We start from the raw sequence: 19,651 nt of genomic DNA, 5'->3' as shown, positions 1-19,651 counted from the left end.
CCTACTCCCGCTCCGTGCGAGGGTTGTGCGCGAAAGCCAGGTGCTTACCCTCGAATTCGGCGAGCGACAGCAGTGTCTCGGCGATGTGCGCGGTCTGTACGGTGCCGCCCGCGGCGGCGCGCATCCTGGCGTGCATGAGCAGCGGCGGCAGCTTGCGCCACTGCGTCACCGCACGCTCCCAGTGGTCGCGTCCGTCGGCGTCGAGCAGTTCGGGGTCGAGATCGGACGCCCACAGCAGCAGTTCGCGCTGGCGAAGCGCCTGCCACAGATCGTCCAACTGGGTGAAATCGTCTGGTGTCGAGGCGAACTGGTAGCGACTGGCCAGCGCGACGAGCGCGTCGGCCCCCACCAGGCGGTCCTCGCGGGGCGACAGTGGCGCGACCGGATGGGATTCGAGCCACCGATAGGTCTTGCCGACGTGAATCGCGTCCGAACCGGCCATCGCCCGTTCGCGCAGCAGCGCGACCGTGTCGTCCTGGCCGAGACTGATCGCCCACTCCCGCAGCTCGGCTGCCGAGAGCACCGGAATCCGTTGCCCGGTCTGCTTTCCCAGCTCGGTGGTCATCGTCAGCGGATCCTCGACCACCCAGCCCTCGACGGTCTCGACGATGGCCAGCCAGTGCGGTGCGTGCCAGCGCTGGTGACCGTGCTGCCAGGGCAGGTGGAAGATGTCGGCGAGCAGCACCACCGAACCATGCTCGGCCACTTGCTCTTCGAGGGCGTGATAGGTCCTCGCCCAGTCGTTGTCGCCGTTCACCCGCAGGCCGAGCGCGGGCAGCGGCGGGGTCGCGTCGTGTTCGAACAGCAGCAGTTCGTCCTCGGCGGGGGTGACCGCGAGCAGCGGGCCGCCCGCGAGCAGCGGCCGCCACCACTTGGTTTCGCCGCGGGCCACCAGTGCGCTCGCCAACGCCGCCGTGAAGCAGGTCAGCTTGTCGCCGTGGGTGGCAAGGGCCGTGGTCATTTCGCGCCCCGGAGGCTGCCGTCGAGGTACGCGGTGCGCGAGGCCGAACGCTGGATCTTGCCGCTCGAGGTGCGCGGGATCGCGCCGGGACCGAGCAGCACCACCTCGTGCACGCCAACGTCGTGAATGCTGAAGATGGCCTGCCGCACCGCATTCCGCAGTTCCTGCGCGGTGGTCTCGTCCTCGGCGGGGATCCTGGCCTCGATGAGCACCACGATCTTCTCCTGCACACCGACCTCGACGGAGAAGGCCGAGCACCGGCCGGGCAGCACCAGCGAATGCGCCTGCTCGGCGGCGTCCTCCAGGTCCGGCGGGTAGTAGTTGCGGCCGTCGATGATGATCAGGTCCTTGAGCCGGGTGGTCGGATAGACCTCGCCGTCGTGCAGGAACCCGATATCGCCGGTGCGCAGGTAGTACTTGCCGTCGCGCGGCACCAGTTCGGCGCGGAAGGTGTATTCGGTCTCTTCGGGCCGGTTGTAGTAGCCGGTGCAGACGGCGGGGCCGTGCACCCAGATCTCGCCGAGCTGGTCCTCGGGCAGTGGCAGCTTGGTCTCCGGATCCACGATCTGAATCGTGGTGCCCGGCGCCGCCGAACCGCCGCTGACGATGTCGGCGCCGTCCTTGGCGACGACCACCTGGCCACCGGCGAGCGCGTCGCGGTCCACCGTGATGGTCTCCACGCCGGACAGGGTGCGCCAGTTCACCGACACGATCAGCGTCGATTCCGCCAGCCCGTATCCGGCGATCAGGCTCGACCGGGCCAGGCCGTTATCGGCGAACGCGGCATGGAACTTCTCGATGGTGCTGACTCGCACCGGCTCCGCGCCGGACAGGGCATAGCGCCACCGGCTCAGATCGATGCCTTCGAGTTCGGTCGGACCGATCCGTTCGGCGCACAGCTCGTAGCCGACATTCGGCGAGGCCGCGAAGACCTGTGCCGGGTTGTCGCTGATCGCCTGCAGCCAGCGCTCCGGCCTGCGCAGGAACGAGGTCGGCGACATCTGCACCACGCCGTGGCCGCTGATGATCGGCATGATGACGCCGACCATCAGTCCCATGTCGTGGAACAGCGGCAGCCAGCTGACGAAGCCGACCTCGTCCTCGGCGGAAATGCCGACGTGGTACATCATTTCGTAGACCTGCCTGGCATTGTCCAGGAGTCCGCGATGCGGCACCATCACCCCGGCGGGAGTGCGGGTCGAGCCAGAGGTGTACTGCAGCAAGGCGATCTGCTCCCGGTCGACGAGCACCGGTTCCCAGTCGACCGCGAGCTTCTCGTCGACCTCGCCGGTGGTCACGATGAGCCGGGTCGTGTCGGTCGGCGAATTGTCCAGCCACGCGGTCACATTCGCGAGCGCGCCGTCGGTGGTCACGATGCAGGCCGGGTCGGCGTCGACACAGACCGCGTCGATGCGCCCGTTGGCGTTGTGCGCGCTCGGCGGATACAGCGGCACCGCGATGATCCCGGCGTAGAGGCAGCCGAAGAACGCCTTCACGTACTCCAGGCCAGGCGGCAGCAGTAGCACCGCACGGTCGCCAGGGTGCGCGACCTGGAGCAGCGTTGCCGCGTATGCCCGTGCCGCGCGGTCGATCTCGGCGTAGGTCAGCGATTCGGTCTCGCCGTGCTTGGACGTCGAATCCGGGTAGTGCAGGAAGCTGTACGCGACCTTGTCCGGCCGCTGGGCGGCCTGGTTCGTCAGCGCACGCACCAGCGTGTCGTATTCGAGAGCGCCCCCGGTAAGCAGTGTTGTGGTCATACTCCGACCTCCTGTGGTGACGGCGCGGCGAGGAAGCCGACCTTGCGGAAGTAATCCAGGTAGCGGATGAACAGGTCACGAGAGACCGGCGGGCAGTGCACGCCGACCCCGTCCAGCGCGGTGACGGCTTTGTCCACGTCGAACTGGATCAGCGGGGTGAGCCCGTCATTAGCGCTCAACAGGCTCAGCACGCTGAAGGACGCCGATCCCGGTCCCGCGCTCGCGGCGTGGGCGGCGATCGCGTCGCGCCACTGGTCGAGGGCGACCAGTCGCACCGGCCAGCCGCTCTCCCGCAGCCAGCCGATGGCGTCGGTGAAGGTGCACGGCTGCGGGTTACGCACGTGGTAGATGTGCGTACCGGGTTGCGGGGTGCGGGCCAGCTCGACCATGGCCGCGCCGGTGAAGTCGGCCGGCGCCAGGTCCACCGCGAAGTCGACCTCCGGCGCGAGACCGACCTCCTGGCTGGCCTTGACGAGCAGCCAGAAGAAGTCGCTGGTCTGGCAGGCGCCGGTGCGGCTGTCGCCACCGATGCGGCCGAGCCGGAACACGCTCACCGGCAAGCCGCGCTCGCCCGCCTCGGTGACCAGTCGCTCGGAGACCCACTTGCTGCGCAGGTAGCCGAGGGACAGCTGCGAGGGATCCTGCGCCGCGAGCGGTTCCGCGACCCGGCCGTCGACCGCGTCGCCGGGGCCGAGCACATACAGCGAGGACACGAAATGCAGTGGGGCGCCGCTGGTTCGGGCCAGCGTGATGAGCTCCTGGGTGCCACCGACATTGGCCGCCTCCAGCACCCGGTACGGCAGCGCGAAGTTCACGTGCGCGCCATTGTGATAGATCGCGTCGATGGTGTGGCCGAGCAGCAGGAACTGCTTCTCGGACAACCCGAGTCGCGGCTCGGCCAGGTCGCCGAGGACCGGGATCACCCGGTCGAACGAGTCACGCGGCAGCTCATAGCTGTCGAAGGTGGCGGCCAGGCGCGCCAGGCCCTCTTCGCGGGTGTCCGCTCGCACCAGGCAGTGCACGCGGGAGTCGGTGCGCGCCAGCAGTTCCTGGAGCAGGAAGGCGCCGACGAAGCCGGTCGCGCCGGTGAGCAGCACCTCGCCCGTGCTCGGCGCGGTGACGGTCCACGGTGCGGCGGGCCACGCTGCGATCGCGGCGGCCACCTCGGCCTCGAGGTCGATCACTTCCTCGGCCGCGGTCTCACCGGCTAGCAGCGCGACCACACCCGCCACCGTCGGCCGGGCGAACAGCGAACCGAGCGGGATGTCTTCGCCAAAGGTTTGTTTCAGCCGCAGGATCAGCTGGGCCGCGAGCAGCGAGTGGCCGCCGAGGTCGAAGAAGTTGTCTTCGCGACCGACCCGCGGGATGCCGAGGACGTGCGCGAAGACGCCCGCGACGCGCTGTTCCAGCGGGGTGCGCGGCGGCTCGTACTCCAAGGTGTTGCGGCGCAGGACCGGGGCGGGCAGTGCGCGACGATCCAGTTTTCCGTTGGTGGTCAACGGGAATTCGTCGAGCACGAGCACGGCGGCGGGCACCATGTGCTGCGGCAGTCGCCGCGCCAGATGGGCGCGCACGTCGACGACCAGGTCGTCACGGGCCTTGACGCGCAACGGATCCGAGATGACCAGATCGTCGGGCCATTCGGCGTCGCGCGCCGCCGGAATGGACGGCAGCGCCACATCCCAACCGGTCACGACCACGTCGTACCGTCCGCCGGGACGGCGCAGCGCCTCGATCCGGTACGGGACCCGATCGGCAAGGGCGAGATAGTCTTCCGGGCTGACGCCGCCGGAATCGGCAAGGACAGAACGGATCTGCGCGGCGGCGGCCCGGCCGCGGTGCAGCTCGGCGACCACCGCGAGCGGACCGGCCACCCTGGCGTCGAGGACGTCGGCGATCAGCACCGCCGCGGGACGATCACGCTCGAGCAGCTCGGCAAGCGCCTGCGGCGTCGTCGTCGCGTCGAGCAGTCGCGGCCGCACCGGCAGGCCACGCCGGCCCGCGAACAGCACGGCGTCGTAGCGGAATCGCGACATCTCGTTGAGGTGTTCGCCGCGCTTGAGCCGGATCCTGGAACCGGTCAGCGTCGGCTGAGCGGCTACGAAATCCTCGAAATACCGTGGCGAGATCACCAATTCGGCATCCCGGTCGAGGGCGGCACGCACGGCGGGCGCGAGCTCGGCGGCACCGGCGGACGGCGCGTTGGTCGCCTCGACGGTGGCGTGGAACGACTCGCTGAGGGTGAGGTCGCGGACGTCGCCGACGAACAGCACGCCCTCGGGGGCGAGCAGGCCGACCACCGAGTCCAGCACACGCGTGAGGTAGTCGGCGCTCGGGAAGTACTGCACCACCGAGTTGATCAGGATGACGTCGTATGGTCCGGCGACGTCGTAGGGCAACTCGTCGGCGGCGCACATATCGAGGCGGACGTGCTCGAGGTCAGGATTGCCCGCGACGATCTTCGTCCGCACGTTCTCGATGGCCGAGGCGGACACGTCGGTGGCGTCGTACACCGCGCACTGCGGTGCCAGCCGGGACAGCAACAGGCCGGTGCCGCAGCCGATTTCGAGCACGCGCTGCGGGGCAAGAGTGCGTACGGCAGCGACGGTGGCCTCGACCCATTCCCGCATGTGCTCCTCGGGGATGGCGGCATTGGTGTAGGAGTCGTTCCAGCCGGAGATGTCGAAATCGGCGTCGCCGTCGTGGCCTTGGCGGTAGGTGCTGTTGAACACGATCTGCCAGTTGGCGACCTGGTCCTGTTCCGCGTCGGCCGCGTCGGCGGTCGCGTCGCCCGGGGTGAAATAGGCGACCAGGGAAAGACTTCCGCCGGTGTCCTTGCGCGCCAGCACGACCGACTGGTCGACGCCGGGGTGCGCGGTGATCGCGGCCTCGATCTCGCCGAGTTCGATGCGGAAGCCACGCACCTTGACCTGCTGATCGATGCGGCCGAGGTATTCGAGATCGCCGTCGGCCCTGCGGCGGGCGAGGTCGCCGGTCCGATAGACCCTACGGCCGTCGAGCACAGTGCTTGCCACGAACCGCTCGGCGGTGAGGTCGTCGCGGTTCAGGTAGCCGCGCCCGACGCCGGGCCCGGACACGAGCATCTCCCCTGCCACGCCGTCGGGCACCGGACGGCCCGCCGGATCGACGATGAGCACGCCGAGATCGGGCAGCGGGACACCGATCAGGCTGCCCGCGGCCGACACCACGTCGGCGGCGGTGAGTTCGCGATAGGTGACGTGCACGGTCGTCTCGGTGATGCCGTACATGTTCACCAGCCGCGCCGACTCGCCGAAGCGATCGAACCACGGTGTGAGCGTGGACAAGTCGAGGGCCTCGCCACCGAAGATCACCCAGCGCACGGCAAGTTCCGTGCCGGGTGCGTTGTCCAGCGCGCGCAGCAGCTGGGTGAACGCCGACGGGGTCTGGTTGAGCACCGTGACCTGTTCGCGCGCAAGCAGTTCGGCGAACTCGGCGGTGGACCGGCTGACCGAGCCCGGTACCACGACGAGCCGTCCGCCGTAGAGCAGCGCGCCCCACATCTCCCAGACGGCGAAGTCGAAGGAGTACGAGTGGAACATCGTCCAGACGTCCTGCGGGCCGAAGTCGTACCAGCGGGTGGTTGTCGAGAACAGGCGAACCACGTTGGCGTGCTCGATGACAACGCCCTTGGGGACGCCCGTGGAGCCCGAGGTGTAGATGACGTAGCACGGGTCGTGCGGCGCGGCCTTCTCCAGCGGCAGGTCGGGCAGGGTCTCGTCGGCCGACTCGTCGATGAGCAGGAGTTCCGGACCTGATTCCGACGCCGTGACGAGGGAACTGTGGCTGATCACCAGTCGCGCGCCCGAGTCCGCGATCATGAATTCGATCCGGTCGGCCGGGTACATCGGGTCGAGCGGCACGTAGGCGGCGCCGGCGCGCAGCACCGCGAGGATCGCGACGACCACATCGGCGCAACGTTCCAGGTGGATGCCGACGAACGAGCCTCGGCCGATGCCGCGGGCGCGCAGGCGCTTGGCCAGCTCGTCGGCGGCCCCCGCGAGCTCGGCGTAGCTCAGCGCACTGTCACCGAAGGTCAGCGCCACCGCGTCGGGTGTCTGGATCGCCTGCGCGGCGAAGAGTTCGTGCAGCGTCAGGGCGGGTTCGGCGGCGGTCTCACTCGGCAGCGCGGCGGCCACCGCGCGGGCCCGCTCGTCCGGCTCGAGGAAGTCGAGTTCCGGCAGGGCGGTATCGGGGTCGGCGACCACCGCGGTCAGCAGCGCGACGAAGTGGCGCGCGATGGCGGCGACGGTCGGTTCGTCATAGAGGTCGACGTCGTATTCGAACGCGCCGACCAGTTCCGCGCCGACCTGGCGCAGCGTCACCAGCACGTCGAATTTGGTAGTGCCGGAATGCACTTCGACGTATTCGGCGCTAAGGCCAGGGATGGCGAGTTCGGGTAGCGCGGTGTTCTGCAGCACCACGGCGGTGCGGAACAGCGGCGAGTGGCTCAGTTCCCGGTCGGGGCGTACGTGCTCGACGACGAGGTCGAACGGCGCCTCCTGGTGGTCGAACGCGTCGAAGACGACGCGCTGTTCCCTGGCCAGCAGTTCGCGGAAGGTCGGCGCGCCGGACAGATCGGTGCGCAAGGCGAGCGCGTTCACGAAGAACCCGATCAGCGGCTCGATCTCGGGCCTGGTGCGGCCCGCGATCGGCGTGCCGACGGTGATGTCCTCGGCGCCGGTGTAATAGCGAAGCAGCGCTTTGAATCCCGCCATCAGCGCGATGAACAGCGTTGCGGGGCGGTCGTTCACCCTGACCTCGTCGGCAAGCTGCCGCAGGCCGGACAGCACCGGTGCCGGGATGGTGAACAGCACTCTGGCGCCGCGGTTTTCCGGTTCGAGCGCGCGCGGCCGGTCGGGGTGGAAGGTGACCAGCGGCGGCTCGTCGCCGAGTACCCCGCGCCAGTAGTCGAGGTCGGCGCCGAACTTGTCCTGCTGCGCGAGGTCCTGCAACCAGGTCGCGTAGTCGGGGTACTGCAACGGCAGTTCCGGCAGTTCGGGCAGGTGCTTGCCCGCGGTGAGATCGGCGTAGGCGGACATCAATTCGGTGGCGAACACCCCGAGTGACCAGCCGTCGGAGATGATGTGGTGCATGGCGACCGCGAAGATCGAGTCGTCCTCGCTCAGCCGGACAAGCAGCACCTCGACCAGCTGACCGGACAGGTCGAAGACCGTCCGGCTGAACTGCTCGACCTGCTCGGTCGCGTCGGCCAGGGGTCGCTGCGGGTCCAGCTGCGACGGCGACACCATCGTCATCGGCAGCGGCGCCACCTGCCCAACTACCTGTACCGGAACACCGTCGCGCACTTCGATGCTGGTGCGCAGCGACTCGTGCCTGGCGACGACCAGTGACAGCGCACCCTGCAGGGCCGCGATGTCGAGGTGGCCGCGCAGGCGAAGCGCCAGCGGCATCGTGTAGGTCGCCCGATCCGGGAACAGCTGCTCCAGGAACCAGATTCGCTGCTGCGCGGCCGAAAGCGGCGCGGCGGCAGTGGGATCGGAACGGCGCGGAATACCGGCCCGCGGCGTACCGCCCGCGGCCCAGCGCCGCAGCAACGCACGGCGCGATGCGCCCGTGTCGACGAGTTCAGGCATTGTTGCTCCGTTCTTCGGCCGCCCCCGGCTGGTTGAGCAGCAGCTCGACCTCGCTGTCGGACAGTTCGTCCAACCGCTGCATCAGGTGCGCGGCGATGGTGTCGGCCATCCCCGCGGCTGTCGGGCTGGCGAACAGCTCTCCGAGTGCCAGATCCAACGGGAAGATGGATCGCAGCTGCGTTGCCACGTGCACGGCAAGCAGCGAATCTCCGCCGATTTCAAAGAAGTTGGCGTCGATGCCGACCTCGTCGACGCCGAGCGCGGCGCACCACACCGAGACGACCTGGCCGCGCACCGAGACCACGAAATCGTCCTCGTCGGCGGGCGCGGCGGCACCGCTGTGCACCGATACCGGTGCCGCGGGTTGGACGGGTTCGATACGCCGGGCTTGGGTCGGCACCGCCTCGGGTGCGTCGACCCAATAGCGCTTCAGCGCAAAGGGATACGTCGGCAGGCTGACCGATGCGGGTGTCTCGCCGCCGTAGATGGCGTCGAAATCGACCGCGACACCGGACAACCAGAGGCGTCCCGCCGCGTCAACGATCGCCGTCTCCGGTGCGCCCGCGCCGAGCCCGATGCCGAGGGTGCCGACCGTCGCCGAGGCGCGGTCCGCGGTGCGCAGGAAGGAGACGAGGGACTTGCCGGGGCCGACCTCGAGCGCCACGATCCCCGGGTTACGGCCGACCAGTCCGAGCGCGGCCTCGCGGAAGCGAACGGTGCTTGTCATCTGCCGGGACCAGTAGGCGGGGTCGACGGCCTGTTCGGCGGTGATCGGCGCGCCGGTCACGTTCGACCAGAACGGCACTTGCGGCGCCTGACGCGGCACGCCGCGCACGAGTTCGGCGAAGCGGGCCGCGGCCTCGTCCATGAGCGGGGTGTGGAACGCGTGCCCGACGGGCAGCAGCGAGCTCGGCACGCCCTCCTCGGACAGCTCACCGGCCAGCCGGAACAGTGCCGCCGGCGCGCCGGCGACGACGCAGCGGTTTGCGGAGTTGTCGGCGGCGAGCCAGACGTCGTCGGGCAGGCGCTCCGCGATGATGTCGGCGCCCTTGGAGATGGCGAGCATGCCGCCGGGCGGTGACGCCGCCATGATGCGGCCGCGTTCGACGACCAGTTCCAGCGCGTCGGACAGCTCGAAGACGCCGGCGATGGTGGCGCAGACCAGCTCGCCGAGGCTGTGCCCCAACAGTTCTCGTGGCTCGGCGCCGAACTCACGCCACATTCCGGCCAGCGCGTACTCGACGGCGAACAGGGCGACCTGGGTCTGTTCGGTGCCCTCGCCGCTACGCACCGCCGACGCCAGGTCGAAACCGGTGCGCTCGCGCAGGATGTCGGCACAGGCGCGGAACCGGTCGCCGAACGCGCCGACGGTCTTGGCGAGTTCGAGCACGGCGGCGCCGAGCGCGACACCCTGCCCGGGGAACAGCCAGGCGAGCGCGGGCGCGGGCGCGGCCTCCCCCGCGGCAGGCTTGCTCAGTGCGGCCGCGGCCTCCGCCGTAGTGCTCGCCACGACCATGCGCCGGTGTGGGAAGCGACGGCGACCGTGCGCCAATGTCTTTGCGACAGAGGCCAGTTCGGCGTCGGTATGGCCGAGGTGCGCGGCGAGCCGGGCCGCGATCCGGTCGGCGTCCTGCGGGGTACGACCCGAGATCAGCAGGGCGCGAGGGCCAGGCTGTGCCGCGGTCGATGCCTGGGTAGGCGGCTGTTCGACGATCACGTGCGCATTGGTGCCGCCGATACCGAAGGCGCTCACCGCAGCCCTGCGCACCTCGTCCGACCAGGTCCGCAGTTCGGTGTTGACGAAGAAGGGTGTTGCGGCGAAGTCGATTTCGGGGTTCGGCCGGGTGTAGTTCACGCTGGCCGGGATGCGACCCTCGCGCACGGCGAGCACCGCCTTGATGAACCCGGCGACGCCGCCCGCGGAATTGAGGTGGCCGACATTGGATTTCACCGAGCCGAGCGCACAGTACTGCGCGGCCTCGGTGTGCTCGCGGTACGCCGCGCTCAGCGCCGCCACCTCGATCGGGTCGCCGAGTTTGGTTCCGGTGCCGTGCGCCTCGACGTAGCCGATGGTGTCCGCGCCGATTCCGGCCGCCGACAACGCTTCCCGGATCACCGCGCGCTGGCCCGCGATGCCTGGCGCCGTGAAGCCGATCTTGTTGCCGCCGTCGTTGTTCACCGCGGACCCGAGGATCACGGCGTGGATGTGGTCGCGGTCGGCGATCGCGTCGGCGAGCCGCTTGAGCACGACAACGCCGACACCCGAACCGAATACGGTGCCACCGGCCTCGGCGTCGAACGCCCGGCAGTGCCCATCCGGCGAGAGGATCGACCCCTCCTCGTAGATGTATCCGGATTCCTGGGGCACCTGCACGCTCGCACCGCCCGCGAGCGCCACGTCGCACTGGAAGTCGAGCAGCGCCTGCGCGGCCTGGTGCACAGCGACCAGCGAGGTGGAACACGCGGTCTGCACCGCGACGCTCGGCCCGGTCAGGTTCAACTTGTAGGAGACCCTGGTTGCCAGGTAGTCGGAGGCGTTGCCGTGCAGTGCGTGCAGCTGCGAGCTCGGCGTCTGGAACAGGCTCGCGTGCCCGGCCAGGTTGCGCAGCAGGTAGGTGCTGATGCCCGCGCCCGCGAAAACGCCGACCGGCGTCGGGTTTTCGGCCGCGATATGACCGGCGTCCTCCAGCGCCTCCCACGCGCACAGCGTGAACAGGCGATGCTGCGGGTCGGTGAGTTGTGCTTCGCGCGGGGGCATTTCGAAGAACTCCGCGTCGAACTTGTCCGCGTCGGCCAGCAGCGCGCCCGCGTGCACATACCCGGCGGGCGGGTCGGCGGGCATGGACTCCGGCGCGAGCGGGCGCACCGATTCGCGGCCCTCGCACAGGTTGCGCCAGTAGTCCGTGACCGTGTCCGCGTCGGGGAAGCGGCAGGCCATGCCGATCACCGCAACACGGAACTCGTTGTCGTCGTGTGTCATCGCTGGCTCCCAACGCTGTCGGGCAGTGATTCGTTCGCTTGGCGGTGCGCGCGGCGGCGGGCGGCGGCCGCGCGCCGGTCCTGGCCTCGGTCCGCGTCCTCCTGCGGCGCCGTCCGTCCGGCCAGCGACTTGGCCAGCCCGTCGACGGTCGGTGCCGCGAACAGGTCGGTCATCGCCAACGCCACGCCGAGACGGCGCTCGAGCAACCCACGGACCCTGGCCAGCGCGAGCGAATGTCCGCCGAGGTCGAAGAAGTTCTGCCCGAGACCGATCTCGCGGTCGAGCACCTCCGCCCACACCTCGGCGACGACGCGCTCCAGCTCGGTGCCCGGCGGGGTGTACACCGGCGGCGCGGCCGGGGCGATCTTCGGCAGCTTGGCGCGGTCGAGCTTGCCGGTGAGGCCGCGCGGCAGCGTGTCGATGACCATGTAGGCCGACGGAATCATGTAGTCCGGCAACCGAGTACGCAGGTACGCCGACAGCTCGAGGTAGTCGGGCTCCAGCGGGCCATCCTGGGTGAGGTAGGCGACCAGCCTCGGCACGTCGGCCTCGGCGTCGAGCACCACGGCGGCCTCGCCGACCGTCGGATGCGACCGCAGGAATGTCTCGGCCTCGCCCGGTTCTACCCGGTGGCCGCGGATCTTGACCTGACGGTCCTTGCGGCCGACGAAGACCAGTTGCCCGTCGGGCAGCCGCCGGGCCAGATCGCCGGTCCGGTAGTACGGGACGCCGTTGGCGCCGGTGCCGAACACCTTCTCGGTGAGTTCCTGCCGATGCCAGTAGCCGAGCGCGACGTACTGGCTGCGCAGCGCGATCTCACCGTAAACCTCGGTGGGACGGCCACTTCCGTCGATCAGATCGACCTCGACGCCCTCGACCGGGTGCCCGATCGGCACCCCGGCGCGGTCCGCGTCCTCGGCGGCGATGATGTGCTGCAAGGCGACCGAGCATTCGGACGGCCCGTACAGACTCACCAGCCGGGTGGTCGGTGCGAAGTTCGTGCCGAAGTCGACGACGTCGCCGCGGACCACTTCCTCGCCGCCGAGCGCGATCAGCCGCAGCGCGGCGGGCACCCACGGCCCGTCGGTGTCGCTGAGTAGGTAGCGGAAAAGCGTTGGGGTGCAGTGCAGCACGGTGACGCCGGCGCGTTCGATCTCCTCACGCAGACCGGCGGGGCCGAACAGGTGCGGGTCGATGACGTAGAGCTCGGCACCGGCCACCGCGGCGCCGAACGAGTTCAGCACACCGGCGTCGAAGGTGTAGCGGGCGGGCGCGGCCACGACGTCGTCGGGTCCGATGCGCAGTCGCCGCGCGTAGGTGACCGCGTGCGACAGGGCGTTGCCTCGGCTCTGCGCCACACCCTTCGGTCGGCCGGTCGAGCCGGAGGTGTGCAGGATGTAGGCGAAATCATCGGCACAGATATGCGACTTCGACCAGGTGGACAGATCGTTCGTCGGTACCGTGCTCAGCGACGGATCCGGCTGGTCAGGGCGTCCGGAAACGGCGAAGACATGTGCCCCACCGGCGATGGAACGGGCCAGCTCGGCGAGCGACGGATCGCACACCACCGCGGAGACATCGGCCTCCTCCATGATCTCGAGCAGCCTGGCCTGCGGCGCGCGCGGGTCGAGCGGCACGTACGCGACACCGGCGCGCAACGCGGCCCAGACCGCGACGAAACTCTCCGGCGTGTGGTCGTAGAGCAGCGCGACGCGGCTGCCATCGAGTCCGGCGCCGATGAGCTGCTTGGCGATGACGGCGGTGACCGCGTCGAGCTCGGCGAAGCTGGTCGTGCGGTCGCCCGTACGCAAAGCCGTTGCGCTGCCGCGCAAGTCGATCATGGCGTCGAGTCGATCGATCAGCCGCTCGTCCGATTCCGCCTCGGGCACCATCGGGGTGCCGGGCAGGCTCCAGATCGCTTCGGCCACAGCCTGATCCGAGTTCTCCAGGGCCACCGCACCGACGAGCTGTTCCGGGTTCGCGACGATGCTCGCGAGCGCGGTCGCGTAATGCCGCAGTGCCCGAACGGCAGTGGGCGCGTCGTAGAGGTCGGCGCTGTATTCCAGGGTCAGTTTCGTCGGGCCGTCGGTCTCGTCGACGGTGAGGTCGAAGTCCATCTTGGCCGTCGCCCGGGGCGCGTCCACCAGTTCGACGTCGAGGCCGGCCATGTCGAGAGAAGGTGGGGGCGTGTTCAAGTAGTTGAACATGACCTGGGCCAGCGGGGTGCGGCTCATGTCCCTGGTCGGCACCATGGCCTCGATGACCTTCTCGAACGGCAAGTCCTGGTTGGCATGTGCCGAAAGGACCGTCTTGCCGACGCGTGCGACCAGCGCGGTGAAGGTCTCCTCGGGGTCGACCTCGGTCCGCAGGGCCAGGGTGTTCAGGAAGCAGCCGACCAGCGGCTCGACGGCCGAGCGGGTGCGCCCGGCGATCGGCGAGGCCACGATCAGATCCTGTTGGCGGGTATAGCGATTCAGCATCGTGTAGAACGCGGCGAGCAGCACCGCGAAGGTGGTGACGCCGCCGCGGGCCGCGATCGCCCGCACTTCGGCCATCACCTGCGGGTCGACGGCGAGCCGTTCGACCGCGCCGCGGGAGGTGCGGCGGGCCGGACGTGGCCGGTCGCCGGGGATTTCGGTGACCGTCGGGTCGGCCAGCTCGGTGCGCCAGAAGTCGAGCTGTCCGTCGAGGCGGTCGGCATTGCCGCGCTGCCAGCCCGCGTAGTCCGCGTACTGCACGGCGAGCGGCGGCAGCGCGGCGGCGGTGCCTGCGACCTCGGCCCGGTAGTGCGCCGAAACCTCTTGGCTCAGTACGGCAACGGACCAGCCGTCGCACACGATGTGATGGAGCGCGATGGCGAGGAGGTACTCGTCCGGCCCGGACTTGATGAGGTGGTATCGCCAGACCGGACCTTCGGCCAGATCGAACGGCGCGCTGTAGACGATCGCCGCGAGTTCGGCCTCGGCCTCGGCACGCTGCTCCGGCGCGAGCGTGCTGAAGTCCGTGAACTCCAGTGACCGTGGTAAATACGGGCGGATCACCTGACGCAACTGCCCGTCCTCGGTGGTCCGATAGACGCTGCGCAGCACCTCGTGGCGTTGTTCGACCAGCGCCAGTGCCTTGTCGACCGCGGCGATGTCGAGCTCACCGCGTAGCCGCAGTCCGCCCGGCATGATGTAGGTCGCGTTGCCGGGATCCATTGTCTCCAGGAACCACAGGCGTTCCTGGGCGTAGGACACCGCGAGCAGCTCACCGTCCGTGCGTGGCGCGGCGTGCAGCGGCGGCAGCGAATCCTGTTGTGCGGAGGCCGCTTCGATCAGCCGCGCCGCCGTGACGATCGTCGGGCTCTCGAAGAGTTCGCGCAGCGAGACGCTGACGCCGAACTCGTCGAGGATCTGCGAAATCACCCGGGTCGCCGCCAAAGACGTGCCGCCGAGGAGGAAGAAGTCATCGTGGCGGCCGATTTCGGTGCGCTCCAGCGCTTGCGCCCAGAGGGCCGCGAGACGGATTTCGCGCTCGCCGATCGGGGCCTCGAACGCGATATCGGCGTCGTCCGCCGAATCCGCTTCGGCCGCCGCGTCATTCACCGTGTACTCGCGTACCGGGAGCGCGGCGAGCAGCTCGTCCACCGGCGTCGCTGGCGCGGCCGCGGCGGCTGCCGCGAGGGTAAGGAAGTCCTGCGCCAGGTCACCGGCGGCGGTCGCGTCGAGCAGCTTCTCGTTGTAGGTCAGGTGGCAGACCAGCTCCGAACCCGTCTCGGCGACATGCATGACCAGGTCATAGAGCGTGGCGCCGGTGTCGATGGTCTGCCACTCGACAGTGAGTCCCCACTCGCTCAGGTCGGGGCGTTCCAGCATCTGCTGCACGAACAACGTCTGGAAGACCGGGCTGAAGGCCGGATCCCACGGCCCGCCGATCGCCTCGACGACCTGTTCGAACGGGACGGTCTCGTCGTCGTAGGCCGCCATCGCGCTGTCGCGGGTGCGGTGCAGCAGGTCGAGGAAGGTCTGGTCGTCCGCGAGATCGGTGCGTACCGGGACCGTATTGACGAAGTGTCCGATGGTTTTCGCGAGCTCGGCGTACGGCCTGGCCGCCATCGGGATGCCGATGCAGAAGTCACGCTGCCCGGTGCGATGCGCCAATGTCAGCTCGTAGCAGGCCAATAGGAAGACGAATGGCGGAATTCCGTTGTCCGCGGCGCGGGCGCGTACCGCGTCGGCCACCTCGCGGGAGAACGAGTTCTCTACGCGCGCACCGTTGTTGCCGACACGGCGCGGACGGCGGCCGGTGGACAGATCTAGGGGCGGGGCACCGCGCAGCAGCTCGGCTCGTCGCTCGACCGCCGTCACTTGCGTTGCGGGTGAGCCATGTTCGGCGCTCCACACCGCGTAGTCGGCGTACTGCCGCGGCGGCACCGGCAGGGTGATCTCCGCCTTGCGCACGACGGCGCCGTAGGCCGCCCACAGCTGGTCGATCAGCAGCGCGATCGACAATCCGTCCAGCACAAGGTGATGCGCGACGACAGCGAGGATCCACTCCTGCTCGGCAAGCCGGATCAGCGCCCATCGCACCGGCGGCCGGTCCGCCAGATCGAACGGCGCGGACGCGAGGGATTCGAGGAGCTGATCGACCGCCGCCGCCCGCGATTTCGCGGGCACGAGGCGCAGATCCGGTGTCTGCCAATCGGCGCCGGCGACATCGATGACCTCGGCCCGCAAACCCTCCGGCGATTCCTTGAAGACCGTGCGGAAGGCGTGCTGTACCTCGGTCACCGCGTCGGCGGCCGCGTGCAGTGCCGCCACGTCGAGCGGTCCGGTGATCCGGATACCAAGCGGCACATGGTAGATCGCGGCGTGACCGGCCAGCTGCTCGTGCAGCCAGATGCCACGCTGGGCCGGTGTCGCCGGGAACGGTCCCGCACCCTCGCGCAGCGGAACGGTGGTCGTGGAGATGCCCGCGGCGCGGCGTTCGCGCAAGCGCGCCAGGGCCAGGCTGCTAGCCGGTGAGTTCATGATCGCTCTCCAAAAGGGCTGCATCGGCTTGTTCGACCATGAGCTCCTCCAGCGCCGCGGCCACCTGGGCCACGGTCGGCTCCTGCAACATGCGCCGGAGGGCGAACTCGATCTCGAAGAGCTCGCGGAGCCTGCGGACGAACTGGGTGGCGGCCAGGGAATGCCCGCCGATGCGGAAGAAGTTCTCGAAGACGCCGACCTGCTCGAGCCCGAGCAGTTCCGCCCACATCTCGGCGACGACCTGCTCGTATTCGGTGCGCGGCGCGACGTAGTCGGCGTCGGCGGTGAACAGATCCGTGCTCGCGCGCGACACCGGTGCCGCCTCGACGCTCGGCATGCCACCGACGATCCGATACGACTTGCGGTCGAAGGGATACAGCGGCAACCGGGCCTGCGGCCGCGCCGCCGCGTCGACGCCGGACCAGCGCACGTCGTGCCCGCGAACATGCAGTTCACCGAGTGCCGCCAACATCACCGAGAGGTCGTCGACGTCACGGACCAGCGACGGCACCGCGACTCCGGCCCGATCATGATGGCGGAGCAGGCTTTTCAGCATCCCGTTGAGCGCTGGGTGCGGGCCGATCTCGATGAACGTGCCGACGTTGGCATCGATCATCGCGCCGACCGCCTCGGCGAACTGCACCGGCCGCACCACCTGATCGGTCCAGTAGAGGCCGTTCAGTTGCGCGCCGTCGATCTGGCCGCCGGTGACCGTCGAGAAGAACGGAATGCTGCCCGCACAGGGTTGGATGCACGGCATGTCCGCCGCGAATTCCGGCAGGCAGTCGCGCATCAGCGGCGAGTGGAAGGCGTAGCGGCCAGGCAGGCGGCGGGTCATGATCTGCTCGCCGTCGAGCCGGTTCAGGAAGCCGTCGACCGCGCCGGTGTTGCCGGAGATCAGCGTCCACTTCGGGCCGTTCGTGCCCGCGAGGTAAACCCGGTGCGGCAGTTCGAGTTCCGCGGCGGGACGGTTGACAACGGCCATGCAGCCGTTGTCACGTAGGCGTGCGGTCGCCTTGGCCCGTGCCGCGATGATCTGCGCGGCGGTGCGCAGGTCGATCGCGCCGCAGACGTGTGCGGCGGCGACTTCGCCGACGCTGTGTCCGACGACCGCGGCGGGGGTGATCCCCCACGACTGCCACAGCGCCGCGAGGGCGACCTGTAGGGCGAACAGCACCGGCTGTGCCGTGCCGGTGTCGGCGAGGGCTTCCTCGTCGCGACCACGGTCGAGTATGGCGAAGGTGGACCAGCCGAGCTCGATGCGCAGCTCGCGATCGACCGCGAGCAAGGCGTCGCGGAATACCGGTTGGTGGCGAATCAGTTTGCGCCCCATGCCGATCCACTGGTTGCCCTGCCCGGTGAAGACGAAGCCGACCTTGCCGGGACCACTGCGCGGCACCCGGCCCGCGGCGGCACCCAGCGGCAGCGAACCGCCGGAGATCGAGGTGAGCTGCTCCGCCAGGTCGTCGTGATTGCGGGCGGTGACGGCGACCCGGAACGGGTGCTGGGCCCGGCGCGCGGTCGAGGTCTGCGCGAGTTCGGCGATCGGCGGGGCCGATCCGTCGCGCAGCATATCGATCCAGTTGTCGACCAGATCGAGCGTCGACTGCTCACTGCGGCCGGAAATGCTGACCAGGTACGGCTTTTCGGGCGCGGCGGGCGCCGGGGTGTGCGCCGCCTGCGTCGCTGCGCCGGTGAGGACGGCATGTGCGTTGGTGCCGCCGAAGCCGAAGGAGCTGACTCCGGCCAGGGCGCGGCCACGACGTTGCGGCCAGACCTGGTTCTCGGCAGGCACATTGAACGGCAGATCTTCGAAAGCGATGTGCTTGCTCGGCGATTCGAAGTTCAGGTTGGCTGGCACCTGCCCGTGGTGCAACGCGAGCGCGGTCTTCACCAGCCCGGTGATGCCAGCGGCGGCCTCGAGGTGACCGACCACCGTTTTGGCGGAGCCGACGAGGAACTTGTCTTCGCCACTGCGGTTTTCGGCGAAAACGGTGCCGAGCGCGCGCGCTTCGATGGCGTCACCGAGGATGGTTCCGGTGCCGTGCGCCTCGATGTACTGCACGTCGCTCGGGCTCACACCGGCCCGCCGGTAGGCGCGTCGCAGCACGTCGACCTGCGACTGGTAGCTGGGCGCGGTCAAACCGTTGGTACGACCGTCTTGGTTTATCGCCGAACCGAGCAGCACCGCGTAAACCCGGTCGCCGTCCTGCTCGGCCTGCGCCAGCGGCTTCAGCACGACCGCGGCGCTGCCCTCGCCGCGGACGTACCCGTCGGCACGATCATCGAAGGTCTTGCAGCGCCCGTCCGCGGCCATCATGCCCGCGCCGGCCAGCGATTCGGTGACCCGAGGGTCGAGGGTCATATTGACCCCGCCGACCACCGCGACATCGCAGTCGCCGTCGTGCAGGCTGCGCAACGCCATGTGCAGCGCGACCAGCGACGACGAGCAGGCGGTATCCACGCTGACGCTCGGGCCGCGCAGATCGTAGAGATAGGACAGCCGGTTTGCCGCGATACTGCTCGCGTTGCCGGTGACGGCCGCGATCGGCATCCCGGACTCCCCGACATCGCCCATGCCGCGCGCGTAGTCGCCCGCGGTGATACCGACGAACGTGCCGGTCGAGGTACCGGCCAGCCGCTCTACCGGCACGCCCGCGTCCTCGAACGCGTCCGCGACGGTCTCCGCGAGCAGCCGATGCTGCGGATCCATGGCCGCGGCCTCGGCGTCACCGATGCCGAAGTAGTTCGCGTCGAACGCGTACGGGTCGTCGAGGAACGAGCCGAGCCAGGACCGGCGCTGCTCGGTGAGTCGTGCGGTGCCGGGCCAGTTGTGCCTGGCGTCGGGCGCTTCGCCGACCAATTCCCGGCCGTGCCACAGGGTTTCCCATAGCTGCTCGGGTCCGCGCAGCCCGGGGAACGAGCAGCCGATGCCGATGATGGCCACCGGTTCCTGCGCGGTGGTGGCGCGGGGCGGGCGCCCCCCGACTTCAGGCTCCCGATCCGCGGTGTCCTGCGGCGCCGGTTCGATGGTGTCCTGTGCCGCGGCAAGCCCCTCGGCCAGGGCGTGCACGGTGGGGTACTCCCAGGGGAGGTCCGGTGGTAACGGTTTACCCATCCAGGTGGAGATCTTGCCGACGAATACGAGGGCTACCGCCGAGGTGAGCCCGAAACTCGAGAAAGGCTCACTCAGTGCGACATCATCCGTGGCAATATCGAGAAGATCTCCGAGCGTTTCGGTGAGAAATAAACTGATCTCGTCGGCCGTCCGACGGGCCATTTCTGCAGACATCTAGCACTATCCC

General features: G+C 69.3%; 6 protein-coding genes. All 6 read right to left on the bottom strand.

What is annotated here, in order from left to right:
* Position 1: 1 nt before the first annotated feature.
* From OG203_RS45600 to OG203_RS45575, 6 genes are read right to left on the bottom strand one after another with little or no spacing between them, the layout of a single operon-like run.
* On the bottom strand, positions 2-961 hold the full coding sequence (locus OG203_RS45600) for a hypothetical protein (RefSeq protein WP_405163427.1): 960 nt from the start codon (positions 959-961) through the stop codon (positions 2-4).
* Positions 958-2,718, bottom strand: a complete 1,761-nt coding sequence (locus OG203_RS45595; RefSeq protein WP_405163426.1) for a fatty acyl-AMP ligase — start codon at positions 2,716-2,718, stop codon at positions 958-960. The genes OG203_RS45600 and OG203_RS45595 overlap by 4 nt, the downstream gene beginning before the upstream one ends.
* On the bottom strand, positions 2,715-8,354 hold the full coding sequence (locus OG203_RS45590) for an amino acid adenylation domain-containing protein (RefSeq protein WP_405163425.1): 5,640 nt from the start codon (positions 8,352-8,354) through the stop codon (positions 2,715-2,717). The genes OG203_RS45595 and OG203_RS45590 overlap by 4 nt, the downstream gene beginning before the upstream one ends.
* Positions 8,347-11,334 (bottom strand): type I polyketide synthase, encoded by a 2,988-nt coding sequence (locus tag OG203_RS45585; protein WP_405163424.1) that lies wholly within the window; start codon positions 11,332-11,334, stop codon positions 8,347-8,349. Before OG203_RS45585 ends, OG203_RS45590 begins: the two co-directional genes overlap by 8 nt.
* Positions 11,331-16,346, bottom strand: a complete 5,016-nt coding sequence (locus OG203_RS45580; RefSeq protein WP_405163423.1) for a condensation domain-containing protein — start codon at positions 16,344-16,346, stop codon at positions 11,331-11,333. Before OG203_RS45580 ends, OG203_RS45585 begins: the two co-directional genes overlap by 4 nt.
* Positions 16,330-19,638 carry a type I polyketide synthase gene (locus OG203_RS45575; protein ID WP_405163422.1) on the bottom strand — a complete coding sequence of 1,103 codons (3,309 nt, stop codon included), beginning with the start codon at positions 19,636-19,638 and terminating at the stop codon, positions 16,330-16,332. Before OG203_RS45575 ends, OG203_RS45580 begins: the two co-directional genes overlap by 17 nt.
* Positions 19,639-19,651 lie beyond the last annotated feature (13 nt).

This window comes from Nocardia sp. NBC_01499 (genome assembly GCF_045040275.1).
Taxonomy (GTDB): Bacteria; Actinomycetota; Actinomycetes; order Mycobacteriales; family Mycobacteriaceae; genus Nocardia.
Note: the sequence above shows the minus strand (reverse complement) of the source record. Positions and strands in the feature narration are given on the sequence as shown.